The organism is Lysinibacillus sp. NPDC096382 (genome assembly GCF_044762845.1).
In the GTDB taxonomy this organism is placed as follows: domain Bacteria; phylum Bacillota; class Bacilli; order Bacillales_A; family Planococcaceae; genus Lysinibacillus.
This window is the reverse complement of sequence record NZ_JBIWFC010000011.1, coordinates 50790-67478: the sequence shown is the minus strand read 5'-3', so window position 1 is coordinate 67478 and position 16689 is coordinate 50790. Positions and strand designations below refer to the sequence as shown.

Below are 16689 nucleotides of genomic sequence, written 5' to 3'. Positions count from 1 at the left end.
CTCATTTACAAAGAATAGTGATGAGTTGAAAAAGCCTTTGATACATGTAGGTTCAATCTTTTTTGTATATTTTTATTGGTAGAACATTATATTATTGGTAAAATATTAATTCACCACCAAAAGTTGAGAATGACTTTTGTTAAAACTTCTATATGTAAATAGTTGATTGGAGTGGAGACTGGGCGACTCCTCGGGATCAGCGATAGAGGAACGAAGGCTAAAAGCATCACATCCTGTGATAACGCCTTCGTGACCAACATCGTGTTGGCCCGAGACCCTGCAGCGCAGCGGATGTTTTCTGTCCGAAAGCGTAGTGTTAACGTAGCAGCAGCACCAAATGTATTCTGTAGCGAAAGCGAAGCGTCAGCTACAAATGTTTTGACTGTGCGAAAGCGTAGCGACAGCAACACCAAAAGCGGTTCATCGGACGCCCCCAGGAAGCTTTGCTCTGTGCGAAAGCGTAGTGCTAACGTAGCGGCAGCAACAAAGCGCCCAGTCGGAACGGAAATCAACCACATGTTTTGGTAATGATCCAAAATATTAGAATATATTGGTATATAATGCTTATTGGAGTGTGTTATTTAAAATAAAGCTAAGTAGGAGGAGAATTATGAAAAAATTTTTTATTGTGTTACTAGTAGCATTTGTATTTGCAGTAGTACATCCCTCAAAATCGGAAGCGAAAGTGATGTATGATGGAGCAGAGGTTGTAAAAGACCAAACCGGAAAAATGACCTTTAAAAAAGACATCAAAGTATACAAGAAAAATGCAAATGGTGCATTTGATTCGTTAGTGGTCAAGCGAAATAACTTCTTTAGAACGTATGATATTGAAAAATATGATGGCAAAACGTTTTACCAAATGGGGCAATATCGAGTACAAGCAACGGATTTGGTAGTTTTCAAAGAAGTACCAATAAAAATTCGTTCATCTTTCTATAACAATCCAACTTATATCTTTATTAATCGTGATAGTAATACCGCAACTTACGGAATGTGGTTCAATGAAAGAACCAACCCGGGTTTTTCTTTTACAAATAATGGACAAGTAATTTCTTATTGCGGTGCCAATAATGTTAGTTCCAAAGAGTGTATACAGTATCATAGTACAGATCTAAAAATCGCTGAGACGAAAAGAAGCGAAATAGGCGTGCGTTTTGAGCTAACAAAAGATGCAGATTTTAAACAGGATCCAATACAAGGATCTGCAACAATAAATACATTGAAAAAGGGAAGAATTTTATATTCAGAAGGTCTTGAAATTAATGGATATCAATATGTAACCTGGAAAAAGGATGACGGCAACGAGTCTACACATTGGATTCCAGTGAATTTATTAAAACAAGTTGTAGATAAGTAATTAGGAATTTACAAAGCTCTCTTAAACGCTGCTCCATCTAGTTTTATGTATTGTAAATAAAGGTACCCTTTAAGAGAGACTTTTTTGGTGTCTATCTTAGAGGATACTTTTTATAGAGATCATCTGCTAAAGTAACAGCACCAGTTATTGTTGAACGGAAAGCATGACCGACATATTGTACAATGAAAATAGATCCGCTTTTATCAGAAATTTGTTTTTGCGACAAACCCTATTATCCATTGTAGATATTACACCGCTAAAAAATTTATACGCTTTGTTCATAACAACATATGAATATTTTCACTAAAATAAAGTAGAGGTGAAATAGAATGGATGAAAATCAGAAAAAAGTAGAAATATCTTTTCTCACTAATGGACCGACCCAATCTGATTATTTTAGAGAACAATTTCAAGATTTAATTAAAAAATTTAATTTACGGCTTCAACAACTCTCTAAAATGTTTGATATACCCATAAATGACATAGAAAATATAATGCAAGATTCAATTAGCATCACAAATGAAAAATTTGAAGAGATTGAGTATAAATTAACAATGTTGAATTTTGGTTTTGATGATTTTAATGCTAAAGATAGGGTAAAGTCAATATTGAATAGTTTGTTAGTGGAATACGAGATAACAACAGAAAGCTTGTCCAAAATTATAAATGTAGCAGAAAAAGAACTTATAGATTTTAAAGAAGATCAATTACTAGAGAGGAATATAGAAATTGAGATATGTGTAAATATTATCTTGCTTAATTTTGCTTTACATAAATAAATTTAAAGCCCGGTTACTCGAAATGAAATGCTCCCAATTAGGTAGACAGATTAGAAAATAAAATCTATCTACCTAATGGGATTATTTTTATGGAGCGAAACAAATTGAAAAATATGCACCAAAATAGGCTTAGGGTGATGGTACAAAAACCATAAAAAAGTTGTGGGATGAGGTCATTCAATATGTGGGTAATACTATCCACACTTCATTGGTAGAAAGAAAAAGAATTGAGGGGAAGGAATACAAAAATTAGCTAATTAATGTATAATTAAGTCGGTATATTTTGACATTAGTATCGAGGAAAGAGAACGTGGTGGAAAGATGAAGAATAAAAAAGGGATAGTTATTGCTAGCATTATATTATTATACTGTGTAATGGATGTTATCTATACGCTTTTATTTGTTGGAAAAATCAATTGGTCTATATTATTTTTAGCAATATGTATGATTGGTTTAATAGAAGTTGCTATCTCCAATAATAAATTACTTAAAAAGAACTTGAATAAGTAAATATAAGGGCATATTCTAAAACTTAATTTGCACTTTATACCATACGTAAAAGTGCAATTAACAATTGAATAAGAAGGGAGGATTCTATTGTTTAAAGATGTTTCAAAACTTCAATTGGTACTATCCTTTTTGATGATTTTTAGCGGTTTTTCGCAAGCGTTTAACAACTGGGGAGAAAAGAGGACTTTATCTTTATTCTTTTTGACTTCTAGTATTTTACTTTTAATTCTTGCGATACTTGCTTTAATTGTCTATAGAAAACGGCAAATATCAAAAGACTGAAAAGCCTCAAAGGGTTTCTTTACAATGTGTGGGTAATAATGAAAAAAGATTGAAGCCAATTGATAGCTCCAATCTTTCTTACTCACACATTCCTGTACACACGCTCGCCGTATTTTATTAGCCCCAATTTAGCCCCACTTAGCCCCAAAAACATGCAGTAAAATACACCAACCTGTTAAGTACATAATGGAAAAAATTATCTAAAAACGTTGATATATCAATGTTTTGAAGGTGCTATGTGATTAACTTGCACGCCTGTTATTTTACATTTGGATAAATCATCGTTGCAGGGTCCACATATTCATCGAACTGTTCCTCTGTTAGTAAACCAGATGCAATCGCTGCTTCTTTTAATGTTGTGCCATTTTTATGGGCTTTCTTCGCAATTTTTGCCGCATTTTCATAACCGATATAAGGGTTTAATGCAGTTACGAGCATTAGTGAATTTTGTAAATTATGGTTAAGTACTTCTTTATTTGGCTCGATACCGACAGCGCAATGATCATTAAATGATTTCATTGTGTCTGCTAGTAGACGAGTTGATTGTAAAAAATTATAGATAATGACTGGTTTGAAGACATTTAGCTCAAAATTACCTTGGGAAGCGGCAAAGGCAATTGTTGCATCATTACCAACAACTTGTGTAACAACCATGGTCATCGCTTCACTTTGAGTTGGATTTACTTTACCAGGCATAATAGATGAGCCTGGCTCGTTTTCTGGAATCGTAATTTCACCAATACCAGAACGAGGACCACTCGCTAACCAGCGAACATCATTGGCAATTTTCATTAAGTCAGCCGCAAGAGCCTTTAATGCGCCATGTGCGACAACAGCTTCATCATGACTCGTCAGTGCATGGAATTTATTTGCAGCTGAAGTAAAATGTTTTCCTGTTAATTGACTAATTTCCGCTGCTACACGCTCACCAAATTCGGGATGTGCGTTAATACCCGTACCAACTGCTGTTCCACCAATCGCTAATTCCTTCATATATTCAATATTTTGGACAATCATTTGCTCAGATTTAGCAAGCATTGCTACCCAGCCACTAATTTCTTGACCTAAAGTTAAAGGTGTAGCGTCTTGTAAATGTGTACGACCAATTTTAATAATATCTTTAAATTTTTCTGCTTTGTCATCAAGTGTATCTTTTAGTAAGCGTAGTCGCGGTAGTAAATAATCTTCAACTTTTAACACTGCAGCAATATGCAAAGCCGTTGGGAAGGTATCGTTTGAGCTTTGAGATTTATTGACATCATCGTTTGGATGGATGCGTTCAGCCTCTCCAACATTTTGTAAAAGTTGATTTGCACGGTGAGCAATTACCTCATTGACGTTCATATTTGACTGTGTACCACTACCAGTTTGCCAAACTACAAGAGGGAATTGATCGTCCCATTGACCCTTTAAAATTTCGTCTGCTGCTTGCACAATCGCATTTGCTTTTATATCTGAAAGCTTACCTAATTTATTATTGGCCATCGCAGCACTTTTCTTTAAAATGGCCATTGCTTGAACTAGCTCAATAGGCATTTGTTCTGTTCCGATTTGGAAATTCTCTTTACTGCGCTGCGTTTGAGCACCCCAAATTTTATCTGCAGGTACTTTAATTTCACCCATAGTGTCTTTTTCAATACGATAATCCATGAAAACAGCTCCTTTATTTATGTAAATCTCTCCAATTAATTAAACATCCGTCGGAGAATTAAACTTCTTAACATCTGCTGAAAGAAGTTAAAAAAAAGATATTCTTAGTCTGATGTAAGAATATCTGTTTGATACATGCTTATTTCAAAAAAATAGGGGGATTCTGAACTAAGCATTTCGGAGTAAGAAATAATCTATTGATAATGATAATTATTATCAATTAAAAAGTCAAATGCTTTTCTTGAAGACATTTTATCGTTGAGAATAATTCGCAGTGGATTTTTCTCTTATAGTTCGATTCCCGCTTTTTTAAAGTTAAAACGCTATCATTAAATGATAGCGTCGGAAGGTGAATAGGGAAGAGCTATCTCTTTTTCTTGCCAATTTCTTTTAACGGTTGTTTTTTAGGTATTTTTTCAAAAATGATACTTACTTGATAGTTGTTGTCGTCTATTTGAACAATCTGAACAACTTTAGCTTTACGTCCTTTAATTTTAATGTTCTCTTCGACAGTAGGTAAATTTACGAGCAGCTGACTTAAAACGGACGTCTTGTTTTCATAGAAATGAGTTACAAACATAATCCTTCTCCTTATAAATGTTTTATTGAACCTAGAAAAAAACCTTCCTTTATTATTGCTTGTATGTAATGTAAAAGAGATAGGGTTTATGAGGATAATGAGCAAGGGGAAGGTTTTACTCAATGTATGATAAGAGCTTTAAATCTAGAACATTTTTAATTAGGGGTAGATCATAGAGAAAAGACTGTAATCCTAAAGATTGAAATGGATAAAACGATCACTAAATTTTTAATCATATTCAGAATTATTTATATTTTGCCAATTTTTAATATTTTATCTTTATTTTTCCTTTCAATTCTATTAAACTATAAATAGACTTAAACCAAAGGGAGGAATAACATGAAAAAAATTACTATTAGGTTGTTCTTTATGCTTATCTTTTTATTAGTGCCAATGAATGTTTTTGCAGATGAGTCTTTAGGTGAATTTTCATTTGATCCAAGTAAAATGTCACATCCTTATGACATGGTAAACTCGAAAGGTGAAATCATTAAATATGAGGAGTTTAATGTTAGCAATTCGCCATTAATTAATGAAATACCAAGTGTTCAAGGTTCGGGGGAAATTTCGCCCATCCAGATTGATTCAATAATGGAAGGTCACTCGTTTATCGATATTACACCACCACCAGTTGTTATTAATGATTCTACTGCTAGAGGACCATTACAAATATCACCACGCATTGTCATCGGTGACGATAGTAGAAAAAAAGTAGAGAATACTAAAGAATTGCCATATAGTGCAATTACGTATATTGAAATAAATTGGCCTGATGGAAAAGGTGGTTCTTGTACAGGTTCTTTAGTTGGCAAAAATAAAGTTTTAACAAATGGACATTGTGTAATAAACCCAGAAACAAAAGAAACTATAACTAGTGCAAAGGTTTACCCTGGCGTAAGTAATAGTGTTGGATTATTTGGTTCTTATAAAGTTAATGATTATTATGTAGCTGCTAATTGGGCTTCAACTGGTTCGAGCTCTGAAGACTTCGCTATTCTTGTTTTGGATGTATCAAAAGACAATAAACAGGCGGGAGATGTTGCAGGAACTCTTGGAATTAAACAGGTGAATAATCTTCTTAATCAAAATATCGGTATTTATGGTTATCCGGGAGATTTAATGCAGGCGAGTGGTGAAATTTCTCAATTTGGTACGAGAGGAAATATTACTAGAGAAGATGCATCTGTAGCCTTTTATACAATTGATACCGCACCAGGACAATCGGGTTCAGCATTAATAAACACTGATAATCAAATTATAGGCGTTCATAGAGGTTCATTTGTTATTAATGGGAACCCGATGAATGGAGGACCTAAGATGAACTCTTATATGTTTAATTTTATTTCCAAAGCTTTAGAGTAAAACTACTAATAATGTAGACAAACTGAGAATTTCGGTTTGTCTATTTTTTTTTGACGCTAAAAAATAAGAGTTGACTGAATTGGGCATCCCAAACCATAAGGTGGTATATTTATTTGGGAAATTGATGTGGACAATCTTCAACGGTCATTATCTCAGCTTTTTCAAGGAATAACCCTTCTGTCACCTGTTTTACATCATGGGATAGAAAAATGGGGGGTAATAAAGATTCAAAAACAAAATATACGGAATCTAAGGGAAGCTATTTTCGGAATTAACAGATTATGTTATAGGCACTTTTATTGCAAGTACTAAATTAATATTAGCTGTAGCGGGAAAAATAGCAGTTCAAAATGGGAGTGAGTCTGATTATGCTATTTCATTATTTTTTGTAAATCGCTATATTATGGCATAATTTTATTATTTTTTATTGCAACTTTCGACATATTTTTTATTTATTTCTCGGGAAATATTTCATAGATATTTGTAGTTACAACTGTGTTTTTGATGCTCATAATATAGTTTTTGTACCTAGGGATTAGGTATTGTTATAGGTCAAGTTCAATGATGAGTTTATGATTTGTACTAATGTTTTGATTTTTCGGCCTTTGTTTTTTTATGATCATTGATTTCCTTTGAAGCGATGCGTGGCTTATGTTTGGAAAAAAGCGTAGGCACGTTATAATAGTAGTAAGGGAGGAAACGAAATGTATTTAAAGTCATGTAAGGTATTACAGGGGGAAATAGCAGTGAAAGATCAATATCCCTTTAATATACCAAGTTTGCAGGATTTACAGGAGCTAGAGTTTCCTACGAACGTTACCTTCTTTGTAGGGGAAAATGGCTCTGGGAAATCAACCCTATTGGAGGCTATAGCTGATCGCTGTGATTTTAATACAGCGGGGGGCGGCCGTCAAAATTTATATGAAGTACATAAAGCGGAATCTGCACTTGGAGAATTCATCCGTTTATCCTGGTGGCCAAAGGTTTCAAATGGCTTTTTTCTACGTTCTGAAACGTTTTATCAATTTGCGAGTCATATTGATTTGTTAGATGGTCATCCAAATAAGTATACCGCTTTTGGGGGGAAGTCGTTACATCATCAATCACATGGTGAGTCCTTTTTATCACTATTTATGCATCGCTTCAAAGGCAAGGCAATTTATTTATTGGATGAGCCAGAAGCGGCGTTGTCACCAACGAGACAGCTAAGCCTACTCAAAATTATCAAAAATTTAGAGCATGAGGCACAATTTATTATCGCCACACATTCACCTATTTTACTTGGCTATCCAAATGCTACAATCTATAGTTTTGATAATGGGGAGATTGAAGCTATTCGTTATGAGGATACTATACATTACATTGTTACGAAGCGTTTTTTAAATGCACCGGAAACCATTTTTTCAGAGTTATTTGATGAGGAGAGAGGATCATGAATCAACGTAAAGGCTTAGTTATGCGAGAAATTCGATTAGATGAAATGGCACAGTTTATAGATTTGCTTAATTATGTTTTTCAAATGTCCATGTCCATTCATAAGGATCGTCGCTTTGTGAATGCCAAAAGTAAGCAATTTAATGAAGGACATGCGATTGGTTGGTTCGATGGCTCACATCTAGTATCTCAAATTTTATGCCTACCTTTTGAGGTAAACGTTCATGGTAGGATTTATGAAATGGGAGGCATCACTGCTGTCGGAACGTACCCTGAATATTCTGGGCATGGTTTGATGGAGAGCCTTATTATTGAGAGCCTAGAGCGGTTGCGAAACGAAGGACAATGTATCTCCTATTTATTTCCATATTCTATCCCTTATTACCGAAAAAGGGGTTGGGAAATTATGAGTGATATTGTGGAATTTCAAATCAAAGATACGCAGCTTCCTCGTTATGGAGGCCTAAATGGAAAAATCCGTCGTGTCGATCCGAAACATGAAGACGTTGTGACTATTTATGCGTATTATTCAAAGAAAACGCACGGTGTCATGGTTCGTAATAGTATCGCTTGGAATGAAAAGTTTCAGGAAGATTTTTGGGAAGAAAAATTTATCGATAGTGATGTGAACCTTCAGGCAGCAGTTTATTATGATGAGGATGATATACCACAGGGTTATATGTTTTATCGTATTATGGAGGAAAATTTTTATATCGATGAAATTGTCTATTTGCAGGAAGAAGCGCGTAAAGGTTTATGGAATTTTGTCTCAGCACATAACTCAATGATTTACAACGTCTATGGTAAAACAACTGGCAATGAAGCCGTTGCCTTTCTGTTAGAGGATAGTGAAATTATTCAAAAGGTATCCCCTTATTTTATGGCACGAATTGTTGACGTAAAAGAATTTCTGTTACGCTACCCATTCACGGGAAATGATTTTCAGCTTAGACTAGCTGTTAGTGATCGCATTGTGGCATGGAATAATGGCACATTTGTTATAACGAAGCACGACGGAAAAGTTGCAGTTGAAAAGGTAAGTGAGACACAGTCAGAAAATGCTATTCAGCTAACGGTTCAAACACTTGCCACGATGTTACTAGGCTATAAACGACCGAGCTATTTAGAAAAAATCGAGCGTTTACAAGGCAATGCCATTGAAATTGCACTACTAGAGACGGTACTACCAGTAGGCATTCCAACGTTTATTGATTATTTTTAAAAAAATTTTGGGGGATTTGTGCAGAGGCAATCTGTGCAAACTCCTTTTTTATAGGTTCAAAAGAAAACCAATCGGGTCAACGCAAAAACTGCTCAGCTCCAAGAGAAAACTGCAATCAGATCACCCAAAGACGCAATATCGGAAAAGTGGAACATACATTTTCTGGAGCGACTATGTTGAATGTGCTGATGAAACATATGATGATCGAGATAAAGAGTAGCCATAACCCTAACGCTTGCAGTTATGGCGTATTATTCCGTAATCCAAGCTTTTCTTAGCAGTTGTACACCGAGAATGATGTCCTCCATTTTTAATTTACTAAAGCCTAATTGTATAATGGGTATAGAACTTGGCTGTTGTAGGAAATATGGGCTGGTAGGGTAGACCTTGACTCCGTATTGTTGTGCATTTTGAATGAGCTGCTCTTCTGAATATTGAGTTTGCACCTTAACTAATATATAAAGTCCAGATTGTTCTCCAAGTATCGTAATTTTTTCTCCGAACTGTTTGTTAAGCTCCTCTACAAGAGCATTTATTTTATATTTATAGGTGATACGCATTCTTTTAATATGCCGTGTCCATTCACCTTGTTCCATGAATTTCCCCATTGTTAATTGATGTAAGGACGAGGCGTTATGTTCAAAATGAGCAAAGCGTTCTTTATATGGCTGTACAAGTGATTTCGGTAGCACCATATAGCTTAAACGAATAGCTGGTAAAAATGATTTTGAAAATGTCCCCATATAAATCACACGTGACTTGTCGAGTGAGGCGAGAGCAGGAAATGGCTGTTGCGTATAACGAAATTCACTATCATAATCATCCTCAAGTATATAACCATCAACTTTTTTAGCCCACTGAATTAAAGCTTGACGCTGCTGAATGATCATGGAAACGCCGTATGGAAAATGATGAGAAGGTGTGACATAGAGTAAGCGCGAATGTAAATGCTTTAAATGCTCAAGCTTTGCACCTTTTTCCGACACAGGTAAAGTTTCTATCTGAAAGTCATGCAGCTTGAACGCTTCTCGTGCACCGTTGTAGCCAGGGTCTTCTAAAATAACACTTGGGAAATCTTGCTTTAATAGAAAGCCTAGATAAATTAACATTTGTTGCGTGCTACTACCGATAATAATGTCCTCTTCATTTACATGTACGCCACGAGCTTGAAGCAAATAATGTACAAGCTGTTCCTTTAGAAGTGGCTCACCGAAAGGGTCGCCATATTCATAGCACTTTTGTAAAGGTAACACTTGATTAGCCATTTGCCGCCATATTTTTAAAGGAAAATGTTGTTGATCGACAGCTCCAGCCCGAAAGTCAATGATGACATCTCCACTGTTAGTTTTAATTTCTTGACTAAGGCTAGGCCATTCCTCCTCTTGAAGAAAAACTTTTTCAAATTCATTCACGAAATATCCCTTTCGTCTTTCACCACGTATGTATCCTTCCGCTACGAGCTGCTCATAGGCAGTTAAAGTTGTATTCCGACTAACATGTAAAGTTTCGGCTAGCCTTCGAATAGAAGGAAGCGAATCATTCGTTGTTAATCTCCGTTGTTCGATTAACCATTTGATTTGTTGATAAATTTGTTTATATTTTGCCTCTTCATCTGTAAATAAGAAAATAAAATCCTCCATAAAGTCCCTCCTTGACATGTTGGAATGTGGAAAACTGTTTCTTTTTAAATGTCAGTTAGTTTTTTATCATAATACAAGAATTACATATTAAAAGAAATGGGGAGAAACGATTATGGAGATTTGTACAGTTACCTTTGCAACTGTTGGAGACGTCGTGCCATTATTTAATGCCTATCGAGAATTTTATGGTCAACCATCAGATTTAGAACAGGCTGAGCAGTTTCTAATGGAGCGTTTAAATAAGGAGGAGTCGGTAATTTTTTTAGCTTATTTGGATGCGCAGCCAGTTGGTTTTGTCCAGCTATATCCTATTTTTTCATCTGTTGCAATGAAACAGGCGTATATTTTAAACGATTTATTTGTGGCAGAGCATGCTAGGAAACAAGGTGTAGCACAAGGCCTAATTGAACAGTGTTATTCATACTGTTTACAGAAAGATGCGCGTTATATAGCTTTAGAAACAGCGACAGACAACGCTCGTGCTCAAAAATTATATGAGAAGCTCGGGATGAAAATAGACGATGGAATATTTCATTATATTAAATATTGGTAAGAGGAGTTTCGAATAATGACTATAGCAATCAAACAATTAACAACGCAGCAGGAGTGGATGGAAGCATATTACGTTATGGTGCAGCTTCGTACGGAATTAACAGTAGAAAAATACCTCCAATTATTAAAAGAAATGACCCAAGATGGCTATTTGTTATTTGCTTTATACGAAAATAAGAACATTGTGGCTGTCGCCGGATTAAGTTGGAGAGTCAACTTTTACAGTGAACGCCATATTTTTGTCTATGATTTAGTGACGGATGAGGAGTATCGTTCAATAGGTTATGGAGAGAAATTATTGCACTATCTTCACAAATGGGGCAAAGAAAATGGCGCGCACTATATTGCTTTAGAGTCTGGTATTCAAAGGACTAGTGCGCATCGTTTTTATGAAGATCGATTAGGATATGAAAAATGGTGCTTTTCTTTTCGAAGAGCATTGTGATCAAAGGAATATGATTTTTTTAAACCTCACACACTAGTGAAAACATGAAGGAGGTTTAACATGAAAGCACCATTCAAAAAAATATTTCTCACGAGCCTACTTATAATGAGCTTTACACCAGTTTGTTATGCAAATAATGTAATTCAACAACATGCAAATGGTGAAGATGGACAGCTTGTTTACCATGTGAAATACGATTATGATGCTATTTGTAAGGTGCTTGGGATAACGCAAGACGTGTATGATCAATACTGGAAAGAAGGTCTTTCTATTGTCGATATGGCAAAAAAGGAAGGGATAGAGCGTCGAGAGATTGAAAGTTATTTTATCACATTCCACTATCAAGAAATGCAAAAATGGCGCAAGAAGGGTGCAATGAATGAGCGTCATTATTTTCATTTAGTTTATGAATTAAAAGATGAAATTACAGAATTTATTGAGCGAAATCCAAATAAAGAGTGAAAGCGACTAGAGTTTTTCTAGTCGCTTTTTAAATATTTATTTACTGAATAACATTTAATATTTATTTATAATGGATAATTATTTAACGATTATCATTAAAAATATCTTGATTTCAACTCTGCTGTTTAATATGCTTAACATGAAGAAAGACGCAATATAGAGTACCTACGAAGTTTCCACATCAAGCGGCGGAAAAGCAAGAGTTAGCGGCGAAGTTTCCATATTAAGCGGTGGAAAAGCAGGAGTTAGCGGCGCAATTCAAACATTAAGCGGCGAAAAAGCAGATGTTACCGGCGAACTTCAAACATCAACTAGCGATTTCCGGAAAACAGCTAACCATCACTTGTCATTCTTCATGTAAAACATTTTGAACAGGGGGGGAATTATGGTTTTGGAAAGTGTACTAAGCGCAATTTTTCAAGTCATATTATTTTCAGTTATACCGTTTATTTGGTGGTTTTTCTCAGCAAGAAAGGAACAATCATTTTTAAGATGGATCGGCCTCAAAAAGCTTGTCATTGAAAATAAAGGGATATATTTTGTATGGTTTATTCATCATTGTTTTATTAACCTTACCACTCACTATAATTACTTATCTTTACCTAGACAGTTCAATTTTAGCGTCCAATCGTTTTACAGGACTTGGTTTTTCAGCACTCATACCAGTCTTTTTCTATGCTATTGTACAAACTGGATTTTCAGAGGAGCTATTGTTCCGAGGCTTTTTACTGAAAAGATTCATGCATAGGTTTGGTTTTCAAATAGGAAATATCGTACAAAGTTTACTATTTGGCATTTTACATGGATTGATGATGTTTTCTTTTATTCCTTTTGGAGTCATCGTATTAGTTGTTATGTCAGCCGCGTTTGCAGGTTATTTATTGGGGTGGATCAATGAGAGAAAATCTAATGGCTCCATCTTAATAAGCTGGGGCATACATGGCATTAGTAATCTGATTGCCTCTTTCATGGCAATGTTCAATGTGCTCTAAAGACCTAGCTTATTTGCATTTCATCCTATTCGATTGCATAATAAAGCAGAGAGGTGATTGAAGTACAGTTCATCGAGCAGGTAGTAAAGGGTTGCTTGATTGTAGGTTTTATATTAACTTCTTCAGCAGCTGAAAGAAGGTAAAGTCTCCGGCGGAAGACACGGAATCGGAAAGGGAGTTCTTTGTGCAGGCACAAAGCGGATTCAGGACGTGATTTTCACCGCAATATACCGTTATAATAATATAGCATTTACGACTTTTTTGTTAATTATCATGTCGTCTCACTTGCTATACTATTATTAGGTATTATAGGAAAAGCGTTATTCAATAGACGAAAAAAGAAGGGACGAGCATAGATGACGGAATGGCCAAAGGGAGTAGCGAAACCTGCTATACGTGCATTGAATGCAGCAGGCTATACACAATTAGAGCAATTGGAAAAGGTTGATTTATCAGCGTTAAAAAATTTACATGGGATGGGACCGAAAGCGCTAGCGGCCATTGAAACAGCACTGAATGAAAGTAGGAAGCACAGTGAATAGACTGACGTTATTTTTACTGTTAATGGTAGTCTATTATATTTTGGTTGTTTTAGTGATTAGCAAGTTATTTATTATTCCTCTCATGAAGTTTATGGCGCTTGTATTCTTCCTTGGAGCTGGCTTTATTTTTTCTCGAAAAATGCGGAGGAAACTACAGTAGGAGGAATTATGAGAATTACAAAACTAGTCATATTTTATTTGTTCATATTTATTTTAACAATTGTACTATCACTAGCAGGAGTGCACCTATCCATGACAATCTGCATTATTGCCCTTACTGTGATTGCAATGCTTTATAGACATATACATATTTTATTTAGGACAAATAATATGAAGATGGTAGATAAATTAGTAAAAGATCGTAAAAATGATCCGTTTTTTGCCTATCCTTACACTCTTGCTTATGGGACAAGGGAAGAGCAGTTTCACTCATTAGAAACAGCCATCGTAAAATATAAGCAGCCAGCAATGAAGTATAACTGTAAATTTCTGATGGCGATCATGAAAGAGAATTTAGAGGAAGCAAAGGATGCGGCCGATAAAATAAAAAAAGAGCCATTAACTAGCTATGCAAAATGTTATATCGCTGCACTTGAAGGACGAACAACTGACATGCGCAGCGATCAGCTTACAAAGCCGTGGATGCAACCAGCAATTGAAGCGGTTTATGCATACAAAACGAAGAATGAAACAGCCTTTCATCATCATGCCCAGGAAAGCATTGAAATGGCTCGTGGTGTACAAAAGTATGTGTTAATACATGCATTTGAAAATATGAAAACGGATCTTTAAAAAATTTAGGCTACTTGATACTATATGGTGTCAGGTAGCCTATTTTTTAACTTAGTAAATTTACACTTAAACATACAAATCTTGTTTACTCATTCGTCTAATAAAGTAAGAGAGGTGAGAAGATGGAGTTTGATGAGCTTTATGAACAATATTTTCAATGCATTTATCAATTTATTTACTATATGGTCTCGGATCCAGGTTTAGCGGAGGACTTAACGCAGGAAACCTTTATCCGTGTTTATAAAGGACAGTTTAGAAATGAGGCTTCTATGGGCACTTATATAAGGAGAATTGCACGAAACCTTGTCTATGATACATATAGAAAAAAAGCACTTATTAAATGGTTGCCATTTCAAAGAGAACATGAAAAATGGGAGACACAATATGTACCGCATGATTGGATCATGCAGTCTGAGGAGCGTCGACTGTTATATGAAGCAATCCAATTATTAAAGCCTGAATATCGAGAGGTTCTTATTTACAGAAAAATTGAAGAGTTGAATTTAGCCGAAACTAGTGAAATTTTAGGGTGGTCTACAGTGAAAATAGCGAATACACAGAGAAATGCTATGAAGGCTTTAGAGAAGATACTTGGAGGTGATGAATTTGGATTTAAACAAACGACTGAAGGATCTCAATAAATTACCAGAAGATCAGGCTGTAAAGGCCCGTATTTATGAACACATTCACCATAAGAAAAGAAATGGCTTAACTTTATGGAAGGAAAGTTTTTTACTACTAACGATTGCCATGATTGCTCTATTTTTAATTTTGATCCCACAAAATTCATCACCACCTCAAACTGCTGATCAATCCATCCAAGCAATTTATAAGCATTTCGGAGGAAAAGGAGGGAAATTCTTTGCGCGAAGTTCGAGTTTGTATATTTCTATAAAGAAGGTTGAAGATACAATAGTTTATAGCTTTTTTGAAGACTTAACACAGTATGTCGAAAAGGCAGATGGAAAGTTAGGTAACCATATTGCAGATGTAGTAGTTGTTAAAGATCATCGGGAAGAGCGCTATCAGATTTCAGATACAGGCATGCTAAATGTTGATTCGGGCCAATTTTTTGTTGGGAATTCTGACATGTATGATGAAGTATTTCAAACATTATACTCTGTAGAAACAATACCATGGATATTTATCCTGCCACTTATTGTGGTAGTTGTAAATATATTCTCTATGTACTATTATAAACGTCATAATCTAGAAGGATCGAAACCGAAACCATCTAAGCGTATATGGTGGCTGTTAGTACTTGTACTTGCGATGCTTTCAAGCGTTTTTGCTTGGGCAACATGGGTCGGTCCATTGTATAAACCATTAATGATTATGTTTGCGTTTTTATATGGTTTCATTATTTGGCATAATCTAAAGCGAGAGGTACAGACATATTCCATATATAAAGTAGAAACAATAAAAATTAGTATTATTAGTGCAACACTTGTTTTAATTATTATGCTTTATTAATTGATTTAATAATAAAACCACCTATACCTTTTGCATAAGAGACAATTGCAAAGGTATAGGTGGTTTTAATTTCCCATCAACACAGTATCGGAGTGAGGTACGCTTTATTCCTTCTTACTCAATAAAATCCCACGAACGGCTCCTATTATAAATATAGTACATAGTACAAATAGAAATAAATAAGCATGCCACTGCTGTAAAATGCGATGATGGCCTAAAGCCACTGTTAAGTCATTGAAAAGTGAATATGTAAAGTACAGTAGTATACTATTTTTGATGAGACAGAAAATAATGATCCCATTTTGTCGCTCTGTATGAGATAAGGTAGGCTTATTTTTACGTGGGATAGGATAAGCGGCTCTAATCTCTAAGTATTGTAAAAGTAAAAATAGCATGAAGGCAATAAAGGGTAAATAAAAAATAGCGATTTTCGGACCAAATTGCGCATGTTCACTTGTAAAGCTCTGCAAAACGGGTATAGTTGCGGGGAGCTTACTGTATTGGATAAGCGTTGCCGTAATGCCAGCTAAAAAAATGGTCGCGACAATAAGCGTTAGTGGCTTACAAAAACGCGGTGTAAGTGTTTTTTGTTGTTCAAGCATTCGTTCACCT

Annotated in this window: 19 protein-coding genes; 14 read left to right on the top strand and 5 right to left on the bottom strand. The window is 35.3% G+C overall.

Going from position 1 to position 16689, the window contains the following annotated elements; all coding sequences use genetic code 11:
* Positions 1-610 precede the first annotated feature (610 nt).
* Positions 611-1360, top strand: a complete 750-nt coding sequence (locus ACIQZA_RS15845; RefSeq protein ID WP_402882485.1) for a hypothetical protein — start codon at positions 611-613, stop codon at positions 1358-1360.
* Between the two features lie 91 nt (positions 1361-1451).
* Here ACIQZA_RS15845 and ACIQZA_RS15840 read toward each other — a convergent pair whose 3' ends face one another.
* Complete coding sequence (locus ACIQZA_RS15840) at positions 1452-1586, bottom strand: hypothetical protein (RefSeq protein ID WP_402882487.1); 135 nt, start codon at positions 1584-1586, stop codon at positions 1452-1454.
* Between the two features lie 103 nt (positions 1587-1689).
* Here ACIQZA_RS15840 and ACIQZA_RS15835 point away from each other — a divergent pair, with 103 nt between their 5' ends.
* Positions 1690-2139, top strand: coding sequence for an HTH domain-containing protein (locus ACIQZA_RS15835; RefSeq protein ID WP_402882489.1), 450 nt, complete (start codon positions 1690-1692; stop codon positions 2137-2139).
* Between the two features lie 597 nt (positions 2140-2736).
* Positions 2737-2931 carry a hypothetical protein gene (locus ACIQZA_RS15830; protein ID WP_402882493.1) on the top strand — a complete coding sequence of 65 codons (195 nt, stop codon included), beginning with the start codon at positions 2737-2739 and terminating at the stop codon, positions 2929-2931.
* Between the two features lie 258 nt (positions 2932-3189).
* On the opposite strand, the gene fumC is transcribed toward ACIQZA_RS15830, so the two are convergent.
* Positions 3190-4581, bottom strand: coding sequence for a class II fumarate hydratase (gene fumC / locus ACIQZA_RS15825; protein WP_400941009.1), 1392 nt, complete (start codon positions 4579-4581; stop codon positions 3190-3192).
* Between the two features lie 364 nt (positions 4582-4945).
* The gene (locus ACIQZA_RS15820) at positions 4946-5161 is read right to left on the bottom strand and encodes a hypothetical protein (protein WP_370083458.1); all 216 of its coding nucleotides are present in this window, start codon (positions 5159-5161) and stop codon (positions 4946-4948) included.
* 339 nt (positions 5162-5500) lie between these two features.
* On the opposite strand from ACIQZA_RS15820, the gene ACIQZA_RS15815 reads away from it, so the two are divergent.
* The 3 genes from ACIQZA_RS15815 to ACIQZA_RS15805 all read left to right on the top strand — a co-directional run bounded on the left by ACIQZA_RS15815 (position 5501) and on the right by ACIQZA_RS15805 (position 9179).
* Positions 5501-6523: a trypsin-like serine peptidase gene (locus ACIQZA_RS15815; RefSeq protein WP_400941011.1), complete on the top strand. Its 1023-nt coding sequence runs from the start codon at positions 5501-5503 to the stop codon at positions 6521-6523.
* A 704-nt stretch (positions 6524-7227) separates the two neighbouring features.
* Positions 7228-7959: an AAA family ATPase gene (locus ACIQZA_RS15810; protein ID WP_400941014.1), complete on the top strand. Its 732-nt coding sequence runs from the start codon at positions 7228-7230 to the stop codon at positions 7957-7959.
* Positions 7956-9179 carry a GNAT family N-acetyltransferase gene (locus ACIQZA_RS15805; protein WP_400941016.1) on the top strand — a complete coding sequence of 408 codons (1224 nt, stop codon included), beginning with the start codon at positions 7956-7958 and terminating at the stop codon, positions 9177-9179. The genes ACIQZA_RS15810 and ACIQZA_RS15805 overlap by 4 nt, the downstream gene beginning before the upstream one ends.
* 251 nt (positions 9180-9430) lie before the next feature.
* Here the strand turns inward: ACIQZA_RS15805 and pdxR are convergent, their stop codons facing one another.
* A complete protein-coding gene (gene pdxR, locus ACIQZA_RS15800) occupies positions 9431-10819 on the bottom strand; it encodes a MocR-like pyridoxine biosynthesis transcription factor PdxR (RefSeq protein WP_400941018.1) in 1389 nt (462 codons plus the stop codon).
* Between the two features lie 112 nt (positions 10820-10931).
* Between pdxR and ACIQZA_RS15795 the strand changes: the two genes are divergently transcribed.
* From ACIQZA_RS15795 to ACIQZA_RS15760, 8 genes are all read left to right on the top strand, one after another.
* On the top strand, positions 10932-11372 hold the full coding sequence (locus ACIQZA_RS15795; protein ID WP_402882496.1) for a GNAT family N-acetyltransferase: 441 nt from the start codon (positions 10932-10934) through the stop codon (positions 11370-11372).
* Positions 11373-11387: 15 nt separating this feature from the next.
* On the top strand, positions 11388-11816 hold the full coding sequence (locus tag ACIQZA_RS15790) for a GNAT family N-acetyltransferase (RefSeq protein WP_402882498.1): 429 nt from the start codon (positions 11388-11390) through the stop codon (positions 11814-11816).
* Positions 11817-11876: 60 nt separating this feature from the next.
* Positions 11877-12278 carry a hypothetical protein gene (locus ACIQZA_RS15785; protein WP_402882500.1) on the top strand — a complete coding sequence of 134 codons (402 nt, stop codon included), beginning with the start codon at positions 11877-11879 and terminating at the stop codon, positions 12276-12278.
* Positions 12279-12817: 539 nt separating this feature from the next.
* A complete protein-coding gene (locus ACIQZA_RS15780) occupies positions 12818-13270 on the top strand; it encodes a CPBP family intramembrane glutamic endopeptidase (RefSeq protein WP_402882503.1) in 453 nt (150 codons plus the stop codon).
* Positions 13271-13626: 356 nt separating this feature from the next.
* The gene (locus ACIQZA_RS15775) at positions 13627-13812 is read left to right on the top strand and encodes a helix-hairpin-helix domain-containing protein (RefSeq protein ID WP_402882505.1); all 186 of its coding nucleotides are present in this window, start codon (positions 13627-13629) and stop codon (positions 13810-13812) included.
* A gap of 168 nt (positions 13813-13980) precedes the next feature.
* Complete coding sequence (locus ACIQZA_RS15770; RefSeq protein WP_402882507.1) at positions 13981-14604, top strand: hypothetical protein; 624 nt, start codon at positions 13981-13983, stop codon at positions 14602-14604.
* A gap of 122 nt (positions 14605-14726) precedes the next feature.
* Positions 14727-15245: an RNA polymerase sigma factor gene (locus tag ACIQZA_RS15765; RefSeq protein WP_402882508.1), complete on the top strand. Its 519-nt coding sequence runs from the start codon at positions 14727-14729 to the stop codon at positions 15243-15245.
* Positions 15211-16077, top strand: a complete 867-nt coding sequence (locus ACIQZA_RS15760) for a hypothetical protein (protein WP_402882511.1) — start codon at positions 15211-15213, stop codon at positions 16075-16077. Before ACIQZA_RS15765 ends, ACIQZA_RS15760 begins: the two co-directional genes overlap by 35 nt.
* A 104-nt stretch (positions 16078-16181) precedes the next feature.
* Here the strand turns inward: ACIQZA_RS15760 and ACIQZA_RS15755 are convergent, their stop codons facing one another.
* Positions 16182-16679 carry a DUF1648 domain-containing protein gene (locus ACIQZA_RS15755; RefSeq protein ID WP_402882512.1) on the bottom strand — a complete coding sequence of 166 codons (498 nt, stop codon included), beginning with the start codon at positions 16677-16679 and terminating at the stop codon, positions 16182-16184.
* Between the last annotated feature and the right edge of the window lie 10 nt (positions 16680-16689).

Excerpts from the sequence above, each read along its gene's own strand:
- ACIQZA_RS15845 (WP_402882485.1), top strand. The coding sequence starts at position 611 with ATGAAAAAATTTTTTATTGTGTTACTAGTAGCATTTGTATTTGCAGTA.
- ACIQZA_RS15835 (WP_402882489.1), top strand. The coding sequence starts at position 1,690 with ATGGATGAAAATCAGAAAAAAGTAGAAATATCTTTTCTCACTAATGGA.
- fumC (WP_400941009.1), bottom strand. The coding sequence starts at position 4,581 with ATGGATTATCGTATTGAAAAAGACACTATGGGTGAAATTAAAGTACCT.
- ACIQZA_RS15820 (WP_370083458.1), bottom strand. The coding sequence starts at position 5,161 with ATGTTTGTAACTCATTTCTATGAAAACAAGACGTCCGTTTTAAGTCAG.
- ACIQZA_RS15815 (WP_400941011.1), top strand. The coding sequence starts at position 5,501 with ATGAAAAAAATTACTATTAGGTTGTTCTTTATGCTTATCTTTTTATTA.
- ACIQZA_RS15810 (WP_400941014.1), top strand. The coding sequence starts at position 7,228 with ATGTATTTAAAGTCATGTAAGGTATTACAGGGGGAAATAGCAGTGAAA.
- ACIQZA_RS15805 (WP_400941016.1), top strand. The coding sequence starts at position 7,956 with ATGAATCAACGTAAAGGCTTAGTTATGCGAGAAATTCGATTAGATGAA.
- pdxR (WP_400941018.1), bottom strand. The coding sequence starts at position 10,819 with ATGGAGGATTTTATTTTCTTATTTACAGATGAAGAGGCAAAATATAAA.
- ACIQZA_RS15795 (WP_402882496.1), top strand. The coding sequence starts at position 10,932 with ATGGAGATTTGTACAGTTACCTTTGCAACTGTTGGAGACGTCGTGCCA.
- ACIQZA_RS15790 (WP_402882498.1), top strand. The coding sequence starts at position 11,388 with ATGACTATAGCAATCAAACAATTAACAACGCAGCAGGAGTGGATGGAA.
- ACIQZA_RS15785 (WP_402882500.1), top strand. The coding sequence starts at position 11,877 with ATGAAAGCACCATTCAAAAAAATATTTCTCACGAGCCTACTTATAATG.
- ACIQZA_RS15775 (WP_402882505.1), top strand. The coding sequence starts at position 13,627 with ATGACGGAATGGCCAAAGGGAGTAGCGAAACCTGCTATACGTGCATTG.
- ACIQZA_RS15770 (WP_402882507.1), top strand. The coding sequence starts at position 13,981 with ATGAGAATTACAAAACTAGTCATATTTTATTTGTTCATATTTATTTTA.
- ACIQZA_RS15765 (WP_402882508.1), top strand. The coding sequence starts at position 14,727 with ATGGAGTTTGATGAGCTTTATGAACAATATTTTCAATGCATTTATCAA.
- ACIQZA_RS15755 (WP_402882512.1), bottom strand. The coding sequence starts at position 16,679 with ATGCTTGAACAACAAAAAACACTTACACCGCGTTTTTGTAAGCCACTA.